Genomic DNA, 22,471 nt, shown 5'->3' on the forward strand with positions numbered 1-22,471 from the left:
TGGCCTTAAATTCCACACATATACTGTACATCAATACAGTATATGTGAAAAATCCAATATGGGCTACCAATGACCTTTTAGGCGCAAAACAATATGGCGAGTAGCCGCGACTTAATGCCGCGGTTATTTACAGTACTGGTACCTTTATTCTTCCCTTGTTTCGAATGAGGGCTCACTACATGAAAACTGTTCTGGAAATTCTCGAATCTCAGCTTCGCACTGTTCATTGTGAAGAAGATATTCAAAAGGCGATAGATCGTATCAAAAATCGGATGTTCCACTATCGTCGCGAGGCGAAGAAGGCTGCTGTATTGGCCAAGAAACTATCCTTGGACGCACAAGGCAAACAGTTTGAGAAAGCATTGCGAAAGCTTCGCTTGAGCATTTTTGATGTCGAGGATGCCATAGCCGCTGGTAAAACTGGTGACGCTCTGTTTGACGAGGTCTACGGCTAATGCGAGTAACCAACACTTGGCTTGTGGACTACCAAGCAAAACATGGCCGAGACGGTAAGAATCGCACTAAAAAACGGTCACCGGATGCTGCGTACAGCCCTGCATTGGCTGCCACCGATTTCATGGAAGTTGCGGCCAGGCGTGGACATTCTAGTGATTTGTTGACGGGGTTGTGTTTGAACGTCAACAACATTGGGAAAAAGTCTCGTACTGAATGGGAAGAGATGGAACAACAGATGTTCTTGCTTTACGTCGAAATGTTCTTTCCTCGGGTGATGGAAGTGACGACAGCAGTGCCTTTGGGGGGCCTCAGACCAAGCGGCATAGGTGGGTCACTCAAAGGCACTGGTGTCCGAGAAGGGTTTCCTGACATTCTAATTGATGAACCCCACCGCGGATTTCATGGTTTGCGGATCGAAATGAAACGAATTTCAAAAAGCGCCTTACCCTCCGCAGAGCAGATACGGTGGTGTAAGGCACTCGCTGAACGCGGATATGCCACTGCTGTTTGCTGGGGACATATCGCTGCAATTCATTATTTGCATCAATACCTGGAAGCGGATAATATCTTTATTAATCTAAGATATGATTATAATCATACAGTAGACTACAGTAACGTTTGCCATTATCAAGATGAGGGTCAAAAATAATGACGCTACAACAATTCTTACAACCCGCATTTGTTCCATCATCGATGATACCAGTGAAACAGAAAATGCTTGAATCCATTGAAGGTAGTCCGATCCAGTCAACATACTGGGCGGCGAATATCTTGATCGATCATTGTAAAACATTGCCTGAAACAGAATGTGACTACGGGTATTTCGTTCATCAAAAGCTTGGCAACTGTTTTTACTATAGCGCCAGTTTCCCAAACTCCAATCATTTAGTCCATGTTTTCTTGATTTCAGACACCGATGCCAAATCATGGGCGATCTATCAAGACGGCGACATCCACTTCAAAAAACCACTAATTGAATCCGGGCACTAAGTCATGAAATCAACATCCCTACTGTTGGCAATTCTCTTTTCATCTTCAATGTTGTTCGCTCAGGAAGGCTGCATATTCAATGGTCAGCAGTTTGCGATCGGGGCATCTATTGGATTTTTAAGCGCTGACTATACGGCTATCAATCCAATCAGCGGCCGAACGCCTGAATCAGAAGGACATAGTGAGGATGGATACACCTTCGTTATCAAGTGCGCGCCAGTAGTAAACCCAGCATTATTTGAGAAATCCCAGATCTTGCTTGAAGATATACCCTTTGAATTCGCTACATGGACTCTTGAGAGCGCGCCAGATGATCTCAGAGGTATGAGTTTCTAAGTTTACGACCAGCAATCCGTCGGATCTCTAGGCGCAAAGCAATATGGCGAAGGTCAGTAGGTTAGAGTCGCGATCTCGTTGGTGTTTTGTTTGGATACCATGACCTTGTCTTTAACAAGGTACAAGAGGTATCGAAACATGACTTTAGATTTTACTGATGTGGTAGTAGCCGTTGTTGGTGCTGTTATAGGCGCAGGGGTGACTATCGCGGCGAAATTTGTTGGTACTTACGAGGAGCGGAAAGCTCGACGTATGGATACACGAGCGATTTCAATCATACGAGACATGCTGAATCACAAGCGTTTTGTTGAGCGCTCTTTCCGAGCAATACGATCGCGTGTCCCGGGATACACCGACAATGAGCTGCGCCGACTATTACTTGAAATGGGCGCTATTCGAATCATGAAAAGCCGTTTGGCAGGCCGTTTCGAGGAGCGCTATGTGCTTAAAGAGCGTTGGAACGAACGCAACCAGCTAATTGCCGCTGGAAAAAAGCTAGAGAGGGATGAGTAAGGCAAGCTTTGCTTGTCCCTCATTTTCAAGCGATTGAGGGGCAAGCAGCAATGGCCCCCAGCGAACCGTCGGAACGACAATTATATTCCTTCAAGCATTATGGCGTGATCTTGCACTTCCTCTAGAATTGGAATATTGTTTATAATCATATCCAATCAAAATAAAGAGAATGGAGCTGACGCTATGTGCCATATCGTTCAAGCCGCGAAGTCTTTATCTAGCACCGAACTTGGATTGTCCACAGAGATAGACGCAGAATTACAAACGATGCTGGTGAAGTTCGGCAATTCTGCGATTGCGGCCAGTGCTATCCAAGATGGCTCTGAATCCTTGGTCGAGAAACGGTTGTATCACTCTGTCCGGAAGTCACTTCTAACGACTTTGATCGATTTCATACAATGGTATGAATTTGCCAGCGATGATTCCGAGTTTAGATTAAATGAAATCGATTCGCATTTTGTTCAAGCTGCATTTCATCGGGCGCTTAGCCTGGCAATTCACGATGTTGTTTGGAGATGCAATCTCCAATCTCTGATTAGTGTGAAGGATCAACCTTCAGACGGTCTGGCCATATTACTTCGTGATGCCCCGAACTTTAGAATTACAACAGAACTTAACAGGCCCATAGGGAGACTCGGTGAGAGCACTGCTGTTCAAGTGAACAAGTCACCGCTATCTTTTAAAGTGAGCGTTTTGTGCAAACCTGGTCGATTTCACAATGACATTCACCACTACAGCTATGATGCCAGCTTCAATGAAGGTGTGCCATTAGTTCAGTTTTTCAATCATCTGTCAGAGTCTTCATTCAAGAGCTTGGCTCAAGAAGTATTGGCAGCCAGTATCTATCACATTTCTACTCACGTAGATCAATCTACTGCTCAATCTCTAAGCGAATCACTACGCTCCTGTCACCCAGCTTCGCTTATCACCGAAATCGCTTCGTGATGCGTTAGTCTAAGGAAGTACGCCCTGCCCTTGCAGTATCCACCTATGGCTGCCGCTCGCGCAGAGCCTGGATTTTTCAGGCGCAAAACAATATGGCGCTATCTTGGTAACTTAAACCCACGGGCTAAGTGCTTCGGGAATCTGTGACCATTACTCCGTCGTCAATCGGTTGATGAAGGAGTTCCTATGATATTGGCTACTACACCCGGTCAGAAACAAATCGAAGTAAATGATGTTGATGAACTACTTACTGCAATGACAGGTGGTGGTCGCAATAGTGCTCAAATTCGCCGAGCAAAACGACTTCGTGCTGAGCTTGATCGCAATGGGAAGGTCGAGTTTGAGAACTGGGTCATCGCCAAAGATGAGGGGGCTGGCCATGCCAATTCTGCCTGAATCTTCGGATTTTCAATTTCAGTTGCGTGGCATGCTTACACCTGCTGACCGAGCGTTAATTTTCGCTGAAAACGATGATTGTGAACGCGTATATCTCACTCGAAGCAAAAGCATTCGGCAAAACTCAACGGAGTTGAAACAAGCCGCTAAGGACTTTCCTGCCACCAGCACATTTTCAGTGTCGACTGGTGCTGTCTTCAAAGATGCTCAAGGTGTTTACCTGTCCGACCCTGCCGGAAAGTCTTCCTGGAAAGTCCGAAAACTGCTGATTGATCTATCAAGCAACGAGATTGCGCCGGTTGGTCAGTTTGGCTCTGATTTTGACTATTGGGCAGATCAGACGCGAATCAAGGCGGCGTAGCTTAGAAGCCCAAGAATACGGGGGCGGTTGAAGACAAATTAAGTATTGTTGTTTTAGTTTTGAATGAATTGAGGCACAGATTATGAGTAAGGTTTTTCCAGACCATCCGAAATACCAGATTCAGCGAGAATGGCTGCTAAGTGACGCTATCTATGCGACCACGCAAGATGGTGAGCAAGAGTTAATCTGTCTCAATAACATGAATAATCGTTGGCATCATGCACTTGAATTCTGTGATGGTTCGCCTTTGGGTATTCAGCTTGCTCACAAGCGAAATGAAAACAGCTACTGCCACATCGCGGTATGCAAAGAGGACGCATCACGGGTCACGCTTTGGTATTTCGATGAAAATCACTACACCATGTCCATTCATTACGACACTCCAATGCAGGCTTTGGCAGAGGCAATTGCCAATGGCTATTGGACGGTCGATAGCACCGCCCTGGCTCGCGTATCTGCTACAAAGGCTTGGAAAGTCAATGAAGCTAAGGCAGAAGTCTTACGCCGATTTAAAGCGGGTAATATATCCTTGCTTGAGTTGACGAATCAATTCAATGCAATTGATGACGAATATGGAGTCGCGGCATGAGAGAAGCAGCCTTCACCGTTGAGCCTTGCATGGCGCTTGTTTTTTACAAACAACAGCTTTTAACAAAAAACTCGCAACTTGAAAGTGACTATAGCCCTGTGGCTACGATCCATGAAGTAGAAAGCGAGAAAATGCAGGAAGGACGGACAATTGACGTTGATCATGCGTATCGCCTTCTCCGTGGCATTGTTGAATCAAACGGTGACTCTGCCAGCGTTAACGATTCCTCGTTTATCAAAGTGCTACCAGAAAACGTACTCTACCAAGAGCGAAATACACTTGCATGGTGGTCACCTTCGCGTATGACCAGGCTGTGGTTTCGACTGAATGGTGGTAAGCCTAAGTCATTTATGCGCCGAACCCCGGCTCTATTCTGGCTGTCCCGCGAGAGTGAGTTAGTAGTCTTTGCGTTAGGGTCGAACCAACGACCTTCGGGACAATCTGAACTGTTTCATACCCCACTGATGAACACTTATGAAGATGGGCGCGTTTGCTGGGGCGGAAAGCGCCCAAACGTTTTCGAGTTTGATACGTTGGCAGAGGGAATGGCTTCAGTCGAGCACGAATACCTGGAAGCAACGGCTTTCTCACATGTTAATGGCGGCCCAAGACTCAACATAGTTGGCCGGACAATCTCAGAAACAGACGACTTGTATCGGTATTGGAAGTCCAAGAGCGAAAAGGCTAATCGGTTCTCATACAGTCACTTAGTACCCATTGGCCGCACGGTCAGCGGTATGATCGGCGGAGTTTAGGCATGAAAGAATTCACATTCCCTCCCAGCTGGGTGAACGGTCTTCCATTGACGGTCTGGCTGATCGGTGCCGGTGGCACTGGCAGCGAAATGTTAGACCAGCTATTTCGCATGGATGTTTCGCTTCAAATGCTCAACCACCCTGGACTCCGCATTGTTGTGTTCGATGATGATACAGTGTCGGAGTGGAACTTAGGTCGCCAGCGATTCTGGCCGGTGGACGTGGGGGCGAACAAAGCCGAGGTGTTGGCCGGTCGATACCAGCGTCATTGGCCGAACGCTCGCGTATATGGAAATGCCGAGTTATTTGAGGGTGTCTTTGAATATGAGAATTGCCGAACAAAACCGAATTTGATTGTGACCTGCGTCGATAGCGGTCAGTGGCGATTTAACATGGCAAAAGAGTTTGCAGAATTGCAAGAAATGTATGTAGCTGAAGTAGAAGCAGAATATCACGAAGAACTGCTCTGGCTTGATTGCGGGAATGACCGAAACACCGGTCAAGTTATATTGGGTCACCTGCTTTGCCCTTTGGACCGCGAGCGCCTACCCAACGTAGCCGATCTTTATCCAAGTCTGGAGCATTCTGAGGACAGAGATGAAGATTCATGCTCAGCCGAAGAGGCTTTTGCCAAACAGGACTTTGGCATAAATAGTCAAATGGCGGTATCGGCCAGCGGCCTGATTTGGCAATTAATCCGCACAGGCAAGCTCACCAATCATGGTTGCTTCATTGATCGAGCAGATTTATCCACGCAAGCTTTGCCGATCTCGAATGAACAATGGCGGCTGTTTGGGTATGTGGCTTAGCTTTGGCGGGGCTTCGCCCCGCTTGGCGCATAGGAATATGGCGCTCTTGACGTATATTATCGTAAGGGGTCATTATAATGATATTAGTGCTATCCTGGTTGTATTCAATTTGCAGGGGTGTGGAACATGCGTGACTTAACGAGAGTGGCAGGTTTTAAATGCAGGCACACTGGTTTGGTGGTTCTGTTTGCGCTGATCGAAAATGCTTATTGGAATGTTGTGGCTTTCGGCAGCTATCATGCAGCGTTCAAGCAGTTACTGAAAAAGGCTGAAATGTTTGAATTTGGTAGCTTGACTCATGGTGGCAACGCACTTGACTCAATTGGATGGCTGCAACTCACTAAAACCGCTATCGAGAATGCAATGCCTATTTCTGAGGTTGCTATGTTGTCCAGCTCGTTCTACCTCGGTAATTCAAAGGGGCGGTACTTAACTAGCTTCAACCTGAACGTGCCTGACAAAACGAAAAGCAGTAGCGACCTTGGTGTTATTTTTTCGTATGGTTCAAAGGAGCATCGACAATTTGCCGTGGAAAACAGTGAACATTCGCCATTCAGCTTTCAGCCGATTGCACACACCCCTGAAATTGAAGCTCGGCTGAGTTCCACCAAACCTTCGGCGCTGAAACTGTCAAGCAAAACTGCAGCGTAATTGTTAACATCCTTTAGATAGGCGCGAGACTATTGGTATGATAGAAATCTTGAACAGCATTAACACGGAATTACTGGTGACCATCCTTGCTCGACAGGATGTCAGCCCGGCTCTCAAGGAATACGATGATAAACGCACAGAAAGAGACGTACAATGACGGACGAGCAGCAAGCAGTTTACGATGAAGGTTATCGCGCTTACTTTTCAGGACGTGATGAATCGAACAATCCTTATGAAACTGGATTTGAAGGTGCTCTTGGTGAGTTCTGGTCAGACGGTTTTGAGGATGCTGAAGAAGACGAATCACAACGCTAATTAGACAGGTTTAATATGATGGCTCAGATTGCACAAAACGCATTAACGGACGATATTGCATTCGATGATATCCAGTGTGCATCAGGTGAGATTGCTTCAAAGCTTCAGGGTGTAATTGATTGCTATAATCTGACGCAAGTACAACTTGAGGAAGCTCTGAAACTTGCCCTCGAAAACGTCACTCCGAGTGAACGGCTTTTGAACGAAAAACCAAAGGGCATTCTTTCACAGAAAGCAATTGATGAGATTGGTGCGCTTGTAGATGCCGAACCTTTTTATTTCCTGTGTCATCCAGGTGGCGACCGTTCAAAGATTCAGTTGATCGGTCTGAAGCCGACCGAAAGTCATGAACGAAACGATTACGACCAATTCGGTGATACAACATTCCACGATTTAGATGAAGCCATATCGATTGCGCGTGGCTTAGCTATTCGGCATGGCTTTGAATATCTCCCCCACAAGGCTAGACATATCGGCTACCAAGACGAGTCTCTCCCGCTCCTTAATGGAGAAACGCTATGAGCTCACACCCAGCGCCACGGTGGACTTATGCTTGTACAAGATGCGCTTGGATTGGCAACGAGCCAGCTTACTATGTGGTGATTAATGCTGCCGACTGTCCTGATTGTGGGAACTCATGCACGACAGATGAGCCGGAGTTTGAACCGAGACCCGGATGTTTAGATGGCAGCGCAGCTGGCTTTGATCCGGTATGGCCTCCAATCAATGATTTTTAAAAAGAGTACCGCTACGCTGCCCATTTTAGTTTCGAGGCTCGACCGGCCAAAGCTACTCACATTGGGCATCATTCAGCCGGATTCCTTTACATATGCGAGAACCCGCATAATTGCTTTCATCTCGCTAACTCAATAGTATTGAGAAAATCCTAATATGATGGCTGCTGTTCATGGATAAACTGGATATATTGCGATTGCAGTGCGAAGGCACCCTTGTGAACATTATGGGGGATCGCCAGCTGTTGACTCTAAACAGTTCAAAGAACATAGATGTCCCCGCCTCTTCAGTATTAGATTTACCTGGGAGCGATGCTTCAAGGATCCATGCCATCCGTCGGATGGACACCGGCTTGTTCTGCCAACTTTCCGATCCCGCATCTGAGGCAGACTTCCGTCATTTGATACCCATTTCTGAACTTCCAATCGATTTTCTTGTTTCCCTCACCTCGCTCATTGAGTCTGAAATAGACCGATCGATTCTTTAGGCGCAAAAGCAATAAGGCGCTTTGAAGTATTCTAGGCCGTAGGTCTTTGTAACTGTTTTGCTCTGTATTCTCTTCATATGCATTTGGGGAGATTCAACACATGGCATCACAGATAACTGTCAGTGACGTGTTTCGTGAAAAACTAAACATTGATGCTTTCAACAATACGGTTACTGTCACAGAGCAGCTACATTCTAAGCTCTATGCGCAGGTCAAGAATGTCATTAACCGCCTAGGTGGTAAATGGCAAGGCCAAAAAGGCTACTTTCAATTTGTAGGGCGTCCAGCAGAAGAGCTAATTGCTCGCGCGTTGGAGACAGGTACACGCCGGCTCAATAAATTTCACTATTACCCAACACCAAAATCTGTATTTGATTTTATAGTTGAATGGACCTCGTTGAATTATGTGGGTTGTTCAGATAGTCCAACTCGCGTTCTTGAGCCCAGTTGCGGTGAAGGCGGATTGATAACTGAGCTGCAAGCCTTAGCAGAAAAAGACGGGCGTAACTTTCAAATTGAAGCATATGAGATCGACCCACTAAACGCGCTCATGGCTGAACAGACTGGCGTCAAGGTTACGCTTGCTAATTTCCTTGAGGTTGAGCCTGAACCGGTCTTTGATCTGGTGGTCATGAATCCCCCTTTCGATAATATTTCCTATATCGATCACATTCAGCATGCACAGAAGTTTTTGGCACCTCATGGCGTACTAATTTCCGTAGTACCGACGAATTTTATCACTCGTTGGGTGAACAATGACCAGTGCCGATGGCTAATGGAACGTGCGGCCATGCAACGTGGTTCCACCCTTGATCCGCAAGATTATTTTGGCAAGAACACTTTTAAAGGTGTTTCGATAAACACCACTGTCATCGAAATCGAAAGCGAGCAGCGATACCAAGAGACACTGGCATCTCGAGCGCAAGCCCTTACGAACGAGTGGTACTGCGCTGCATCAAACGAAGATTTGCTGAAGACCGAGGTTATCTCCAGCTACCTGACTGATTTAGAAAATGATTCCTTAACCAAAGAACGCGGAAAGTCAATCTACAACAAAATGAACAAAGGTTTTGAGCGTATTTTGACTGTCTATGGGAACTCACTAAACGTAGCGTTTATGGATCGCGGCATGCTCGCCACTTTAGAAGAATGGGCGCCTCAGCTTGTTGAGTACATCCCAAAAATGAAAGCGCTTAAAGCAAGACTCACAGCCAACATGACGGCGAACAAAAAGCCCAATGTTGTACCGGCTGGGCCACCTATTGAAGAGCAAATCGATTTATTTGACTTCGATATCGCCGTTTAACCCTTTTAGATTCGACTGGGCTTGCCTCCCCTTAGCGACACTGCTCAGTTAAATCGACCAATATTTCAATTGTCGGATAAAGCACTAATGAACAACACGGATAATACTTCATTCATCATTTCAAGCTTACCTTGCACTGGCGATGCGATATTGTCAGAGCTTGCTGACAATCGTGAGCGCGCAGAACTTTTGGTAAATCGCATTGCCTTTGCCCTAGATGAGCTCGATGGTTTGTTAACGCGCCACTGCCCAGTATTAGAAAAAGCGGTACCGGCTGGGCTTGTCAAGAAGGTAAAGGAAAGCCTATTTGGCGCATATGAAGTTTCTTTTGAACGCGATGCATTTAAGAAGCGAACGGCCAAAGCTCTCAATGCCCTGTTTTGGGAATCGGCATTAACTTCGAGCAAGCTCAATGCTCTTCATACTTTCCACGAGCGAGAGAATCTAATCAAAGATATTCAGGCCGGTAACTGTCCTGCTTTTGATCGAGACACTTTGTTTAGTACCGTGGCTGATCAGATTACTAATCGCTGGGCAACATTTGTCGGCACCGTAATTGAAACATTTGATTCGCTTGATCGATCCATGGTCACGAATGATGGTATTCGTTTCGGCAATAAAATCATTTTGTCTGATATGTACCAAAAAGACAGTTGGACAACCAACCACTTCAGTGACAGCGAAGACCGATTTACCGACTTATACCGCATCTTCATGGTACTCGACAGCAAAGACCCCACCAGCGTCTACAAAGCTGGACATCTCATTAAAGAGGCGCGGGCGTGGGAACAAGATGATGATTGGAAAGACCTTGAATACTTTCGAGTTAAAAAATTTGACAACGGTAATTTGCATGTCGTTTTTCATAACGTTGATTTTGTCGAACGGCTGAACTTAATCATCGCGAAGCATGGCGAACATTTGTTAGGCAAGCGCAATGCAAAAGCTTCGAAGGGGGTTCAATAAGTCATGTGTACTTTTGCAAGCCAATTCATACGTTGGATGAGTCCCAATCAAGACATTAGTTCGGAGCACTACGGCGCAAATTCACTTACCAATGAGGACGACGTTATGCGCGCGCTTATTGCTGGAGTTGCGGCCGGATTGTATGACCCTCTCCATTGTAAGTGGACGGATGATGGATATAACTTCATCGCTCAGTTTCTATACCATGATGCATGGATCGCGGCGATTGAATCTGCAGTTATGCGAGGAGAGCGTGTCATTGCAGGTTCACCAGGTTATGTCGTTCACGGTGAGCCGGGCAGGATGTTAATCACGTTCGAACCGAATGGATATACAATCGGGTTAACTAATCGAAATGTTCAAGTGCTGAATGGTAGTTCGTTTTATATAGAGTCCCCGGATGGTGCCACCAAGCAAATTGGTTATGGCTATCAAAGCGATTTTCAGACAGGTTCTGTGACAATAACTAGCCCTGACATAGAACTTAGCATTACTGATGAGGTAATGGCTATCGTTCGAAAAGAAGACAGATCGCTAAGCAAAACGGGCGAGGTCAGTATTACTACTTCACATGAGCTGCAAGCATGAACGTTACCTATCGTGCGGAAAACCACGAAAACGTCGAACGTTTTCACTCTGAGCTTAAGAAGGCTCATATCCCTTTTTCAAGTACACAAAAAGAGCACCCAACAAGCTTAGAAGTGTTTGTAGAACTCAAAGTGCCTGAAAACGCATTCAATACGCTTTTAAAACTGGCATCCAAAACCAGTGGCGGAAACTTAATTTTCGAGACTCTCTGGATTAATGGCCATCTTAGAAAGCCGAAAAACAGGAAGACTGAATTAATCGTGACGTCGATGTCACCGGTTAGAACACAATGAACCTTTACTCAGGTTGGAAACTCAATGACGAAACAACTTAGTCTATTCGATACTTTTGAGGCGCTGCCCGATGGGGTCTTCAGCAATAAAGAGCTTTACCAAGCTGTAGCAGATCGATTTAAGGTGGGGCAATCTGATGTAAATCAGGACGTTGACGGAGTGAAGGTTTGGAAGCGCCGGCGCCGCTACGATCTGCAAGGCTTGAAACTGCGCGGACTTGTAGAACGAGTCGGAAATGATGCATGGACACGTACTGGACCAAAGTCCGAGTTTCATACCATGATTGGCTCCCAAGTGATGCTTGCTTACTCCACCGAATTGGGCTGTGCCCTGTGGGGCTCTGCAACAAACGTAGCTGAAAGCATTGATGAGCCTATTCACTTGATGTTTACAAGTCCGCCCTATCCTTTGGCTGTTCAGAGGAATTACGGTCAAGGCCCACGCGATTCTAGGGTCTATATCGATTGGCTAATGAGTGCCCTTGAGCCAGTAGTGAAAAGGCTGGCGCCCGGGGGTACGATCGCTCTGAATCTTGGGCATGACGTTTTCTCCAATGGCTCGCCAGGGCGCTCTACTTATAAAGAGCGTCTTATTATTGAGATAGAAGATAATCTCGGATTGATCTTCATGGACTCAATCATTTGGATATCGAACAAAATGCCAGGCCCCGCTCAATGGGCGCAGAAAAATACCATGCAGCTGTATGCTGGATACGAGCCGATCATATGGTTTACAAACGATCCGATTCGCTCATTGGCAGACAACACCAGAATTTCAACTTTAGATGGGGCTCTGAATCGAAATGTATGGCACATCGGCAATGTATGCGCGAAGGGCCGAGCGCTATCTAAACAAGCGCCGCAACATAGATTGCCAGTGCATCAGGCGATGATGCCATCAAAGCTGGCGAGAACAGCTATTGAGTTTTGGACAACCCCGGGGCAACTGGTCGTTGATCTGTTTTCAGGCACAAATACCACGGGCACTGAAGCCGAACTACTGAATCGACGTTGGATTGCCGGTGACATCCATCGCGAAAACCTTGAACTGGGTCTTTTAAGGCTCGCATCTTAGTCGGAACCGGCTAATAAGGGCGAAAAACAATAGGTCGCCGTGGGGTAAATAAATGTTGCTGGGGTTAGCCTAAAGGAGTTAAGTATCATATCTGCAACTTAGATAGGCATTGGTGGAATTGAAAATGATTGGACGCACAAAGGTTGTAGTGAAGGCTAAATCAAAGATGTTGCCGAGCCAGACAGAAATGGCGGCCATCCTGAACGGTGACCATATGGGGCATATTATGGATTTGAGCAAGAAACTTAAGGCGTTCAAGTCGCAACACATGATTAAACGGATGCACATCAGCCAAAAACGGAAGTCCCTCGCGTCTGCGCTGAAGGATTTTAAGGATTTGTATAGCGTTGATGAGTATTTCTTAACTACCCGAGTTGGTGATCACTATCGGGACGACAGTGTTGAAGTGTTTTACACAACGACTGGAGGATAGAGTCATGGCACACAACCCAGTGGCAAAGAACGTATTTAAGTTTTACAAGCCATATCAGCACGAAACCAAGAAAGCCAAGCTCAAGCGAGGCTATCGTAAGCATAAGGCCCGTGGTGTAAACGATGGGTAAGTGCAGTTTATTAATGATCTCAACATTGACTTTAATTCACATTACCCTGGACAGCACTCATGGGAACATTTAAACATTGCCAACGTAGTCAAACGATCCGTGAAACCGAAACCAATGCAGCCATTGCAGTTCATGTAGATAATCGATGGGTCTTAGACGTAGATCCTACTGCTGGGGAAATTGCCGCCACTACGGCATTTGCAACCCTTTATAAGCGACCAGACAAGCGATATTTAGGCGGTGCCCAGTTGGTGAGTTATCTGAATAAATCGCTCCAGCACTGAAGCTTTCAGTCTAAGAGTTAATCCTCGGAGTCCTCCGGGGCCTAACAGTGGACCTGAAAAAACTCTTTATATTGATATTTTATCTTTTTTTTCCTACACTCCGTTTAATTTCATGAAGTGTAAGGAATTCCTCATGTCCGGACTCCAGACCTCATTAGATAAAGCAATAGACTCAGGGCTCCTATATGTGCGCTCGGACTATAACAACCTAATGGAGTGGATGAACACTGTAAGGCAATTCGATACATATATTTTCGTAGATCAAGCCACACACATTGCCGGCCATCAAAACGCAGTCGTTACAGTATTCGATAATTTGCGAGAGCTTATTATAACGCCGATCAGCAAATTAACCCGTGATGAACTTCATTTTATGAATAGGTGCTACCAACTGCTCTGTTTGGGAACCAAAAACAGAACGGTCGATCTCATTCAACTTAAGCAAGCTTTGAATAAGCGCCAGCAATCCTTGCTTGGTAGCTTTATTGCGCCTGGCCATACAGTTTCTGGACATAGCAAATTAGTTAGAGGTGACGAGCTTCGCTTCCTGCAGGTTGAGCGTCGAATCCCGGCTATCGAGGATCAGCGTTTGAATTTTTTCCGGTAGTTTCTAATGAATAATACCGAGCTCATGAGTCATCCAATCTTTACCTCTTGGAATTACGTCCTACAAATTGAGTTGAATGTACTTTCCATTTTTTCAGTTCTTTTATTTGCAGCATTCTTTTATAGATTTCGCAGGATATACCTAATCGCAGCCGTCGTGCCAATGTCTTTATTTGTTGCCAGCCTGCAGGTCTTTACCTGGGCTTTGGATAGCATTCGGTTTACATCTATTGGACTCACCTTGCTGATACTTTGTCAGCAAGCCATCGTTGCTGCGGTTGTTACTTTTTTTATGCCAGTCGTTAAGTACATTGTGAAACGACTGGTATCGGTTTTAATGCCGTGAATTTGAAAGGCGCATAAACCAATAAGGCGCCTACTTTGCAAGTCAGTGTAGTGGGGTAATTTACCGTCTGATACTTAACAATACCTCTGGACATCGACAAAAGGCAGTTGGGAACTAGAAATCCTGCGTTTCATTTACTGCATAAGTCGATAAATGAATCTGAGAGTAACGCTGTTAGTTACTCAAGGTGTCGTAAGCAAAGCAAAAGTGTCCCCAGTGAGTCGTCGGGGACTTACTTGCAGAGGTGTTTAAAATGAAAAAACAGAATCAAGTTAAGTCAGATGTTGTGACTCAAAAAATGTCAGATGGTCGGGTTCGCGTAGTATCACCTCACCGGTATTCCCTGGTTGTCGATGCCGCGAATCTTCTGAAACAAAGCTGGATCGTTAAGTTCGGCAACAGTGAGCTTATTTATTTGCGGGGTGAAAAGAATTTAACCCGCGCAGTCGAGATTGCACAGAGTTTGGCGGCTCGGGTGAGATCTCCTGAAGTACAGAACTTTCGGGCGATCCTGAGTGAGGTTCTGTAGGAACGCTTCTTATATCGACAGGAGAAGATCGGGTGACAGCTCAACAATCGTTTGATGAGTCATTTTCCATTTTTGAAGATCGTGGCATCCAGCCAATTGTTTGGAAGCACGGAGGTATGGCTCGAATCCGCTGTAAGGGCTCGAGCTTTCAAACGGAAGATGGTCACCCTATTTCAGTACCAGAGCGAAGCCCAGATCGACCATGGTTAAAGCATCATACCAAAGTGGGTCGTGATGTTTTCACATTTAGGGCACTCCTACCATATCAGAAAAAGTTCGGTGTTGATTTTGACCTGGGCATTGACGTATTTGATTTTCCTGAGCTGTTTGACGCATCAGTTGATTGGGAGACACCTCGATTCGCCGGTGTTCGGGGTAAAAAAGCCTATGTGCTTATTGTTGAGTTTCCGGATAAGGAAACACGTTCAGACCGTTTCTCGGTCCGCTACACACTGTACTCTGCAGATGCTCGCTTTATTGACGTCGCAAATCAATCTGTACTCGATATGCCGCTTAATGATAATTCGTTGATTGTGCAATCTGAAAAAGCTGGTTTTATGTCAGCAATGCTTGGCAACATTTTTTTATAAGTAGTTTTTTAGCAGTCACGCTGTAAACCCTCGCCCGAATAATTAATCATTGTACGTGGTAACGGGCGCTATCAGGGCGGGAAAAGGGCGGTGAGAAGTCACCGGCAGCGGGTTTTAAAACTACTCGCCGGCAATTGTTTCATGGGCTTCTCAACTCGGCTGCCCAGCAGAGTGAACATGTTGAAACCAGGAAGCATTATTATCCGTTTTGGGTGAATAATTCACTCAACGCCGGCAAGGCTAAATAGCGGTGCCTTTCTGGCAGATACTACTGGTATTTCCTAGACTAATCATACATTCAATCCATGGTGGGCGGTTGTCTCACGATGGGATGGAAGGTAAAGAATGGCCATCCGCTGCCTGAATACTCCAGTGACAACGCACCTGTTCGCACACGTTTAGATTGCATTCCTGGGTATTGAATCCGCCTGCCTATCTTAATCAATCAAAAGGTTGATATTGCTTCGCTTAATACCTGGCCGGGTCCAGGGTGGGTACAGTGATCCCCATGATCCCTCGGCGAAATCTCAAGTACAGAGTCGAACTCTTTTATTGTAATAAGTGGCATAAACAATAAGGCCATTTCCGCTCTAAATTCGAAGGATTCCGGTGGCCTCCAATTCAGTATCGTTATTCCACTACAATAATGGAGATACTGATTATGAATGCTACTACACAGCCCTCGAGTGAAAACAATGTGCATCCGCTCGAAGAAATTATACGTGATTACCACGGCAAAAAGAGTTTTGCGGTAAAAATTCTCGATCTTCTTCTTGAAAAAGGTATGGATGCTAAAGGATATCTTGAAGGTGGTATAATTGCTGGACAGTCTGTTTCCAGTGCGATACTGGAACTACTTCAGTTGGACTTACGCGGCCAGTATAAAGACTTTGATGTCTTCTATACGCATCAATCCAAACTGATTGACAGCACCGTTACTCGACCTTTCAACCCTAAAGACGTCGCCAATCCACTGACCGCGCAAATTGAACCGGTCTATTGCTCATATGGCGGTTTCACCGGTTTCGAGACCATCGACAAAGGTAAGTACCAGATTCGAGATAGTCAGACTGTCGGGAAGATGAACTACATCCTGTTTAATATTCATCGATATAAAGAAACGGATCAAATGGAGGAAACCGCCACTACCCTACTGCAAGGATTTGATATCAATGCTGTCAAGGTGGCTCTATTCAGAGACCCTAAGACTACTTTGCCGAAGTTGGTTGTCTGCGATGAGTACATGGACTTCATTAAAACAGGCACCCTCAAAGCGGTAACCGCCATCACCCCGCTTCGAACGCTATTACGTTTACTTAAGAAACAGCACGAGTTAAAGGCTGCGTCGTTGGATGAGGTGAGTTTTAACACGCTCTTGTCAATCTATCATAAACAGACACAGAACTTATCTCACAACGATCCTGAAGGCCCTTACTCGCTCAAAGGCAGTGTCGTGAGTGATATTTTTCTTTGTCAGCACCCCAAAAAAGTTCGCGCTAATTTCAGTAACTATTTTACTCTGGCTGAAATGCCACAAGAGCGTGTTGACTTCCAAATCGCCAACCACACTCGCTTTACACAGTTTCTGGTTAGGCGAGATATCCAATTGCCGGCAATCAAAGAAAGCTGGCCTGACTAATTTCAATTCATTGATCGCCGTCTGCGACCCTGAAAGGCAAGCCGGATTGAAGATCGACAGCGCAGACGGTGTTTGTGTCAATCAAATCACAAATCTAAGCACAGGCAAATCGGTAGGTGGCTTTGATTTTTTTGATGATGATGTCCCGTTTCTGACAAAGGATGAATCATGTCTCACCCACTCTATCTCTTTTCTTCTTGGTATTGACCGCGAGGTGGTTCCGGACTTCCATTTGATGGGCAGAGCTCATTGGAAGTCTGCTTTGGTTGATTGGATCGAATCGATCGGTAAAACAGTTTCAGCAAGCACTAATGCTCCTACAGGTCGATCAATTGCTGTTGGTAAGCATTCGAGTGGATTAAAACATGCGGTTGTCGTAAATAATGGTGAATTTGTGTTTGACCCAGACGATGATCAAGAGTTTTTGGACTCCATTGATTATTTCATCAGCGTGAATGATTGACGATTTGCGAGCACCCCAGCGCTGAGCTGGGGCACCTACCTGTCATTTTTTGCGGTCATTGGCGCAAAGCAATATGGCGCAGTTCTGTGTCCTAGGCTGGGTGTGTTTGTTGGGCAAGGATCGCTTATTCTCTTCTTAAAGTTATAGAGGAATGAAGCTATGTCCAGTCGACCAATGTGCGGGGAATACGAAGTAAATTGCTCTTGTGATGCGCCGAACTATGGCAATGCAAAAGATGCTGCAGACCCATGGCAATCAGGCAAACTGACGTCTGTCTGTTTCCGAGAGCATGAAGTGCATAAAGCAAAGCATAGCCTTGAAAGTATGCCGTTTGGTGTAATTACAGCACGAGGCAATCGAGCTCTCAAGAAAGTCCGTAAAATGTTTCCAAAAGAGTGCGAGCTTGTTGAAGCGGAGCTCGTGAAATGTTCTTATCATCGTGCACGCTATCCAGGCGTGACCTATACCTGGGTACGGCACCCTACTCTGGATTTTGGAGACCCTTGGCCGTGTGTCACTCCCTCGCATTGTTCCAAATTTTTTGAAGCGGCGTTAAGGCTGGGTTTATGAGCACCCTACTCCCACCACAAGAAATCACAGTACAGTACATTCAGGCCCGGTACAAATCTATCCTGGCAGAGGTCTCTTGTGTGACGCCGCTAGCGAGTTGGTCAGTACAACCTAATGGTGTGTTCTTGACTAGCCATAAATCAAAGTATGGATGGGCAAAAACGGACGGCACAATCGAAGTAAATCAATGGTATCTGGGTACCCAAGCAGTTAATAAGCTTGATATGACTATTCGGCACGAACTGGCTCATTTGTGCAGAGGCCTTACTCATGCGCACGATCGAGCTTGGACACGAACAGCAATGCTTTTTGGTGTTCGAGATGACCTGGTTCCGGTCAGCGAGATCGAGCAGATAAAATCGCGAATACCATACAAGTACCAGGTCTATGCAAATCTAGCTAATGGCGAGCGTCGCGCATTGGGTGGTGCACACAAAAAGACAAAGCGGTATACAGAATACAACCCCAATGATCGCTACAAACAGATGACAATCGACCGCATTCGGGTACTAAGCTTTGACTTTGAGGAGCATGAACATCATGACTAAAGCAGCAGTCTTTCATACGCAACGAGGCAGGGTTCTAGTCGAAGAAAGCCTACTAACACCTGCGATGACGCATTTGCTGGCGGCCTTCAAAGCAGCCTCGGAAGCCATTCACGAAATTGATGACTTAGTCAATTTGTTTGAATCAATACTGCAATCGAGAATATTCCAAACCGATTCAGTAACATTTGCTAGAGCAGCCGCTATTTTTTCCAGTGTTCAGTCGTATGTTTTTTCAGAAGATGATAAATCGGTGCTAACCAGTGCATTGAAGGTTCGAGGGGTTAACATTTTACCCAGGATAGTTCCTGACGTCAGTTATCCGGATTGGTTTCTGTGGGTACCGGCTAATGACCCGGGTTACAAAGTCTCTTTTGTACCATTCGAGGCATCTGCTGCTGAGTAAAAGGCAGGTATCGAGCGGTTAGCAGAGGTTATAAATTAGAATGAGTGACGATGTTTTAGATTCCCCTATGAATGAAGTGATCAGTCAATCGATGGCAGCCCGGAGATAATGGACTTCTTTTAAAAAACAGACATTCTTGGCGCAGAATCAATGAGGCGTTGAGTAGATATCAAAGTGTTGAGGCAGGGGTTTAGCTGAGCGTTTATTCTTGTTGTATTGAATTTGCAGCCAGGAGCTGATCATGATGGAACAATCAAGTGAACCAATTTTTGACTACAGAGTACTTGTTGAGCAATTGGGCGGTGTCGGACCACTTAAGGCCATGCTGGGCGCTAAGCAGTCTATTAATTAGATCAAGATTAAATATGACATTTCCAGTGATCTGTACAACATGGAATTCGGCCGGGTCCATGGCAGACGTTACATCGTCAAGGAAGAAGTCAACGGAGTCCATTGTGATGAACTTCGGGCGCACATTGTCGATGTCACCGTCATGGACATATCGATGCCAGTTTTACATCGCGGGTGGTCTTAACATCACCAATACTACTTAAGGAGACTAAAATGGCACTCATTGAGCGAACGACAAACAAGCAGCTGTTGGATATTGCCCGGGCCAGTTCGGCTGTTCAGCACCCCGCGATGCAGGCCTTTATTGGTGATATCGATACAAAGGTACCTTTTGAATCAGCTAGCGAGACTGATATCGCAACGTTATCTGATTTGCTAGATCTAGAGGAAGCGCTCGATAAAAGTAATCATCCGGACTTTCATGATTTCGAAACGTACGCTTTCAACTAGTGAGAACCGCCATGCCAAAGTTAACTGCACGAACTATCCACGGATCCGGTTTTGTTGGACGTGTTATTGTCGACTTGCACCTATCGAATACGTTCAAGGATGTAAACCGTAAGCTTCGGCTGATCAGTCGCGTTTACTCGGTCAAGGACAAACGACAGTCGAAATCATGGCGCCTTGCAGGTCATAGCTCTAGGCTACTCATGAGTAACGTGCAATTTCCAGTGTCCGAAGCAGGGAGACAAGCGGTATTACGTGACCAGTCAAAAACGCCTCATGCCTACATCGATGGGACCGTAGAAGAGCATGCAATCAGCGACGAATCGCACACTGAAATCATTCAAGACATGGTGCGCGCCGGTGGCGTATACGTGGCATACGACCCCTACAAAGTAGAGAAATTTTGTGTCACAGATTCAGAGCACCTGCCGATGGATCCGGCTGACTGTGAGTCCCTGCAGCGCATTAATGCTGCAAGTCGGATTTACGCGTACGAACATGGTGCCATTGCGATACATGAGGCAGGTCCTCGTGATTTGTTTTCTTAACCACTACACGGGCCAATTATGACCCAGCCCTCGAGAAACGCCATGGGATGAGTAGCACATAGTGGCGCTAAGCAATTAGGCGCTCTACCGTAACAATTGCTACGGATTACTAACCCTCACCACGGGTCATACTTCTGCTACAGAAATGCGGAGGTATTGCCCAAATGACTCACCCTACCCTTCACGCCGAATCTTCGGCTCGACTGTTTGGCGGCCAAAGTAGCGACTGGTTACCGGTTCACCTTTATTTGGATGACACTAAAAAAGCCTTTGGCGATTTTCGCCACCGAGCCTTTCGCCACCATGAACAAGGTGCTTTATTGTGTGCAACGTCACTGGCAACAGATCCAGCGCATCAAGAAAAGCTCTATTTAGTCGCGGAGCAGCATATCCGCGAAGACTGCGGTGGTCGCTTGCCGACAATAGAGGATTGGTTAGATTGCTTTGATGTCGATGGGCTCGGAAAACTTGATAAGCCAGTTATTTCTACTTCTGTAATGAACCAACTGTGCGCGAAGCGATTCAATGCGTCGCCGGACGAGTTTGCAGAGATTAACGATTGGATAGACGGACTCGATGCCAGCACACGCCTAACTGATTCTTACCACTCGGCAGCGCGGTATCTACGACACCATTCAATGGGTTGTTTTGAAGTCGAAGAAGTCTTCGGCCGGACAATGCCCTTATCCAATGGTCATAACATCCCGACACGATATATCGCTGAATATCACAACAAAGTTGAGTTTGGGTATATCCCCGCTGCATCTGAATGGGCTTCATTAATCAAACACAAAATCTGGATGAGTCGAGCATCATTCATTCGACCAATGGAGGCACTAGCATGAACGCAAGCATCGAAACCATAAACCTTCAAAGCCTCAATCTACCTAAACGGGTTCTTCAACCGATTAAGCAACTGATTAAGCTGGATGCGGTAAAGCCTGAAGAAATTCCGATCGTCGAACTGATACTGAGTAATTTGCCGCAGCCCGATATGCTATTGCCTTGGCTGGTACATTACCGGGGGCTTGGACTTGCACGCGGGTATTTCAAAGACATCTTAGATATGGCAGTTACATTCAACCGTCTGGTAAATCCCTGGTGGTCTAAGAAACGGTGGCAAGAGGAGCATGATTCTCTTTCAAGGCTGGCAACCTTAAAAACTCTCGCTGAAGAGAATATAGTTTATGAAAATCAATTGGTGCGGGACTTATTGCCTGAATCGTTCCCAGGCTACGTTATCTCAAGCAGTCGCCGCTTGGGTATGGAAGGTCTGAGACAGCGGCATTGTGTCGCCAGCTACCACCACCTATTAGTGGCTAACCAAAACTCTGCGATTATTTCAATGTTCGTAGACAAATGCCGGTGGACATGCGAAGTCTACCGGCGCGACTACTCCGAAACGCCATATTTGGATGTCACGCAAGTTAAAGGTTTGTTGAATCAACCGGCAAGCGCGAAGGTGATTCATAAGATCAAAAATGCTCTTGGTATTGAAGAATCTGCAAATGCTCCTTGTCCAGAAGAAGTCAGCGCAGACTATCACGATCAGCTTACTGCCTTACTCCCTATTCTGCGGGATCGCGGAGTGGCGAGTGTACGGGTAGAGTTTGATGGTAGCGGTGACTCCGGCTCAATTGAGGATGTGAACTTTGATGCCCCTGAAGGCTTTAACGAAAAAGAAGTGATTGACTGGCCGAATGTCGTCAAGGTATGGGATTCTGAGACCAGAGCCTTCAAATTTTCGGAAACTATTGAACCGACGCCTCTCGTTGAGATCGTGGAAAGAGTTACTGAAGACTGGTTAGAGAGTACCGGTGTTGACTGGTATAACAACGACGGGGGTTATGGGCATTTTGAGTTCGATGTCGAAAACGCTCGATACGGCCTGGATGTCAATGTTCGATACACAGAATCAAGTGTTGAGTATTCAGACGAATTTGAGGTTGAATTATCTGAATAGTTGCCTTTCGACCGGTAATTCTGGATTGCTGGGCGCTTCAGATCGCATGACAAAGC

Annotated in this window: 36 protein-coding genes; all 36 read left to right on the forward strand. The window is 46.0% G+C overall.

What is annotated here, in order from left to right; translation table 11 throughout:
- Nucleotides 1-179: 179 nt before the first annotated feature.
- The 36 genes from IYN85_RS20505 (at nucleotide 180) to IYN85_RS20675 (ending at nucleotide 22,415) form a co-directional block, all read left to right on the forward strand.
- Complete coding sequence (locus IYN85_RS20505) at nucleotides 180-455, forward strand: hypothetical protein (RefSeq protein WP_196160822.1); 276 nt, start codon at nucleotides 180-182, stop codon at nucleotides 453-455.
- Nucleotides 455-1,105 carry a VRR-NUC domain-containing protein gene (locus IYN85_RS20510; protein ID WP_196160823.1) on the forward strand — a complete coding sequence of 217 codons (651 nt, stop codon included), beginning with the start codon at nucleotides 455-457 and terminating at the stop codon, nucleotides 1,103-1,105. The genes IYN85_RS20505 and IYN85_RS20510 overlap by 1 nt, the downstream gene beginning before the upstream one ends.
- A complete protein-coding gene (locus IYN85_RS20515) occupies nucleotides 1,105-1,446 on the forward strand; it encodes a hypothetical protein (RefSeq protein WP_196160824.1) in 342 nt (113 codons plus the stop codon). The genes IYN85_RS20510 and IYN85_RS20515 overlap by 1 nt, the downstream gene beginning before the upstream one ends.
- Nucleotides 1,447-1,449: 3 nt before the next feature.
- Nucleotides 1,450-1,782, forward strand: a complete 333-nt coding sequence (locus IYN85_RS20520) for a hypothetical protein (RefSeq protein ID WP_196160825.1) — start codon at nucleotides 1,450-1,452, stop codon at nucleotides 1,780-1,782.
- Nucleotides 1,783-1,920: 138 nt separating this feature from the next.
- The gene (locus IYN85_RS20525; protein WP_196160826.1) at nucleotides 1,921-2,295 is read left to right on the forward strand and encodes a hypothetical protein; all 375 of its coding nucleotides are present in this window, start codon (nucleotides 1,921-1,923) and stop codon (nucleotides 2,293-2,295) included.
- Nucleotides 2,296-2,478: 183 nt separating this feature from the next.
- A complete protein-coding gene (locus IYN85_RS20530) occupies nucleotides 2,479-3,240 on the forward strand; it encodes a hypothetical protein (protein ID WP_196160827.1) in 762 nt (253 codons plus the stop codon).
- 186 nt (nucleotides 3,241-3,426) lie between these two features.
- Entirely contained in the window at nucleotides 3,427-3,636 is a 210-nt protein-coding gene (locus tag IYN85_RS20535) for a hypothetical protein (RefSeq protein WP_196160828.1), read from the forward strand.
- Nucleotides 3,620-3,997, forward strand: a complete 378-nt coding sequence (locus tag IYN85_RS20540) for a hypothetical protein (RefSeq protein ID WP_196160829.1) — start codon at nucleotides 3,620-3,622, stop codon at nucleotides 3,995-3,997. The genes IYN85_RS20535 and IYN85_RS20540 overlap by 17 nt, the downstream gene beginning before the upstream one ends.
- An 82-nt stretch (nucleotides 3,998-4,079) precedes the next feature.
- Nucleotides 4,080-4,586 carry a hypothetical protein gene (locus tag IYN85_RS20545; protein ID WP_196160830.1) on the forward strand — a complete coding sequence of 169 codons (507 nt, stop codon included), beginning with the start codon at nucleotides 4,080-4,082 and terminating at the stop codon, nucleotides 4,584-4,586.
- Nucleotides 4,583-5,341: a hypothetical protein gene (locus IYN85_RS20550; protein WP_196160831.1), complete on the forward strand. Its 759-nt coding sequence runs from the start codon at nucleotides 4,583-4,585 to the stop codon at nucleotides 5,339-5,341. Before IYN85_RS20545 ends, IYN85_RS20550 begins: the two co-directional genes overlap by 4 nt.
- A 2-nt stretch (nucleotides 5,342-5,343) precedes the next feature.
- A complete protein-coding gene (locus tag IYN85_RS20555) occupies nucleotides 5,344-6,150 on the forward strand; it encodes a PRTRC system ThiF family protein (protein ID WP_196160832.1) in 807 nt (268 codons plus the stop codon).
- A 126-nt stretch (nucleotides 6,151-6,276) separates the two neighbouring features.
- Entirely contained in the window at nucleotides 6,277-6,801 is a 525-nt protein-coding gene (locus IYN85_RS20560; RefSeq protein ID WP_196160833.1) for a hypothetical protein, read from the forward strand.
- A 153-nt stretch (nucleotides 6,802-6,954) separates the two neighbouring features.
- A complete protein-coding gene (locus tag IYN85_RS20565; protein WP_196160834.1) occupies nucleotides 6,955-7,116 on the forward strand; it encodes a hypothetical protein in 162 nt (53 codons plus the stop codon).
- Between the two features lie 15 nt (nucleotides 7,117-7,131).
- Entirely contained in the window at nucleotides 7,132-7,638 is a 507-nt protein-coding gene (locus IYN85_RS20570; protein ID WP_196160835.1) for a hypothetical protein, read from the forward strand.
- A gap of 385 nt (nucleotides 7,639-8,023) precedes the next feature.
- Entirely contained in the window at nucleotides 8,024-8,338 is a 315-nt protein-coding gene (locus tag IYN85_RS20575) for a hypothetical protein (protein WP_196160836.1), read from the forward strand.
- A 127-nt stretch (nucleotides 8,339-8,465) separates the two neighbouring features.
- A complete protein-coding gene (locus IYN85_RS20580; RefSeq protein ID WP_196160837.1) occupies nucleotides 8,466-9,644 on the forward strand; it encodes a class I SAM-dependent methyltransferase in 1,179 nt (392 codons plus the stop codon).
- 87 nt (nucleotides 9,645-9,731) lie between these two features.
- Nucleotides 9,732-10,610, forward strand: coding sequence for a DUF4942 domain-containing protein (locus IYN85_RS20585; RefSeq protein WP_196160838.1), 879 nt, complete (start codon nucleotides 9,732-9,734; stop codon nucleotides 10,608-10,610).
- Between the two features lie 105 nt (nucleotides 10,611-10,715).
- Nucleotides 10,716-11,198 (forward strand): hypothetical protein, encoded by a 483-nt coding sequence (locus IYN85_RS20590; RefSeq protein ID WP_196160839.1) that lies wholly within the window; start codon nucleotides 10,716-10,718, stop codon nucleotides 11,196-11,198.
- Nucleotides 11,195-11,491, forward strand: coding sequence for a hypothetical protein (locus IYN85_RS20595; protein ID WP_196160840.1), 297 nt, complete (start codon nucleotides 11,195-11,197; stop codon nucleotides 11,489-11,491). The genes IYN85_RS20590 and IYN85_RS20595 overlap by 4 nt, the downstream gene beginning before the upstream one ends.
- A gap of 24 nt (nucleotides 11,492-11,515) precedes the next feature.
- The gene (locus tag IYN85_RS20600; RefSeq protein ID WP_196160841.1) at nucleotides 11,516-12,565 is read left to right on the forward strand and encodes a site-specific DNA-methyltransferase; all 1,050 of its coding nucleotides are present in this window, start codon (nucleotides 11,516-11,518) and stop codon (nucleotides 12,563-12,565) included.
- Nucleotides 12,566-12,689: 124 nt separating this feature from the next.
- Nucleotides 12,690-12,998, forward strand: a complete 309-nt coding sequence (locus tag IYN85_RS20605) for a hypothetical protein (RefSeq protein WP_196160842.1) — start codon at nucleotides 12,690-12,692, stop codon at nucleotides 12,996-12,998.
- Between the two features lie 4 nt (nucleotides 12,999-13,002).
- Nucleotides 13,003-13,128 (forward strand): hypothetical protein, encoded by a 126-nt coding sequence (locus IYN85_RS26210; RefSeq protein ID WP_255533803.1) that lies wholly within the window; start codon nucleotides 13,003-13,005, stop codon nucleotides 13,126-13,128.
- 59 nt (nucleotides 13,129-13,187) lie between these two features.
- Nucleotides 13,188-13,412 (forward strand): hypothetical protein, encoded by a 225-nt coding sequence (locus IYN85_RS20610; RefSeq protein WP_196160843.1) that lies wholly within the window; start codon nucleotides 13,188-13,190, stop codon nucleotides 13,410-13,412.
- A 133-nt stretch (nucleotides 13,413-13,545) separates the two neighbouring features.
- Nucleotides 13,546-14,019 carry a hypothetical protein gene (locus IYN85_RS20615; protein WP_196160844.1) on the forward strand — a complete coding sequence of 158 codons (474 nt, stop codon included), beginning with the start codon at nucleotides 13,546-13,548 and terminating at the stop codon, nucleotides 14,017-14,019.
- 6 nt (nucleotides 14,020-14,025) lie between these two features.
- Nucleotides 14,026-14,364 (forward strand): hypothetical protein, encoded by a 339-nt coding sequence (locus tag IYN85_RS20620; protein ID WP_196160845.1) that lies wholly within the window; start codon nucleotides 14,026-14,028, stop codon nucleotides 14,362-14,364.
- A 253-nt stretch (nucleotides 14,365-14,617) separates the two neighbouring features.
- Nucleotides 14,618-14,893: a hypothetical protein gene (locus IYN85_RS20625; RefSeq protein WP_196160846.1), complete on the forward strand. Its 276-nt coding sequence runs from the start codon at nucleotides 14,618-14,620 to the stop codon at nucleotides 14,891-14,893.
- Between the two features lie 32 nt (nucleotides 14,894-14,925).
- Nucleotides 14,926-15,483, forward strand: coding sequence for a hypothetical protein (locus IYN85_RS20630; protein WP_196160847.1), 558 nt, complete (start codon nucleotides 14,926-14,928; stop codon nucleotides 15,481-15,483).
- Between the two features lie 661 nt (nucleotides 15,484-16,144).
- Nucleotides 16,145-17,122: a hypothetical protein gene (locus IYN85_RS20635; protein ID WP_196160848.1), complete on the forward strand. Its 978-nt coding sequence runs from the start codon at nucleotides 16,145-16,147 to the stop codon at nucleotides 17,120-17,122.
- Nucleotides 17,123-17,168: 46 nt separating this feature from the next.
- Nucleotides 17,169-17,585: a hypothetical protein gene (locus IYN85_RS20640; protein ID WP_196160849.1), complete on the forward strand. Its 417-nt coding sequence runs from the start codon at nucleotides 17,169-17,171 to the stop codon at nucleotides 17,583-17,585.
- A 159-nt stretch (nucleotides 17,586-17,744) separates the two neighbouring features.
- Nucleotides 17,745-18,155 carry a hypothetical protein gene (locus IYN85_RS20645; protein ID WP_196160850.1) on the forward strand — a complete coding sequence of 137 codons (411 nt, stop codon included), beginning with the start codon at nucleotides 17,745-17,747 and terminating at the stop codon, nucleotides 18,153-18,155.
- Nucleotides 18,152-18,703, forward strand: coding sequence for a hypothetical protein (locus IYN85_RS20650; protein ID WP_196160851.1), 552 nt, complete (start codon nucleotides 18,152-18,154; stop codon nucleotides 18,701-18,703). Before IYN85_RS20645 ends, IYN85_RS20650 begins: the two co-directional genes overlap by 4 nt.
- Nucleotides 18,696-19,106: a hypothetical protein gene (locus IYN85_RS20655; RefSeq protein ID WP_196160852.1), complete on the forward strand. Its 411-nt coding sequence runs from the start codon at nucleotides 18,696-18,698 to the stop codon at nucleotides 19,104-19,106. Before IYN85_RS20650 ends, IYN85_RS20655 begins: the two co-directional genes overlap by 8 nt.
- 564 nt (nucleotides 19,107-19,670) lie before the next feature.
- The gene (locus IYN85_RS20660; protein WP_196160853.1) at nucleotides 19,671-19,907 is read left to right on the forward strand and encodes a hypothetical protein; all 237 of its coding nucleotides are present in this window, start codon (nucleotides 19,671-19,673) and stop codon (nucleotides 19,905-19,907) included.
- Nucleotides 19,908-19,918: 11 nt separating this feature from the next.
- Entirely contained in the window at nucleotides 19,919-20,452 is a 534-nt protein-coding gene (locus tag IYN85_RS20665) for a hypothetical protein (RefSeq protein ID WP_196160854.1), read from the forward strand.
- A gap of 164 nt (nucleotides 20,453-20,616) precedes the next feature.
- Entirely contained in the window at nucleotides 20,617-21,297 is a 681-nt protein-coding gene (locus IYN85_RS20670; protein WP_196160855.1) for a hypothetical protein, read from the forward strand.
- Nucleotides 21,294-22,415 (forward strand): DUF6878 family protein, encoded by a 1,122-nt coding sequence (locus IYN85_RS20675; protein WP_196160856.1) that lies wholly within the window; start codon nucleotides 21,294-21,296, stop codon nucleotides 22,413-22,415. The genes IYN85_RS20670 and IYN85_RS20675 overlap by 4 nt, the downstream gene beginning before the upstream one ends.
- Nucleotides 22,416-22,471: the final 56 nt, after the last annotated feature.

Source organism: Reinekea sp. G2M2-21 (assembly GCF_015687175.1).
GTDB lineage: Bacteria > Pseudomonadota > Gammaproteobacteria > Pseudomonadales > Natronospirillaceae > Reinekea.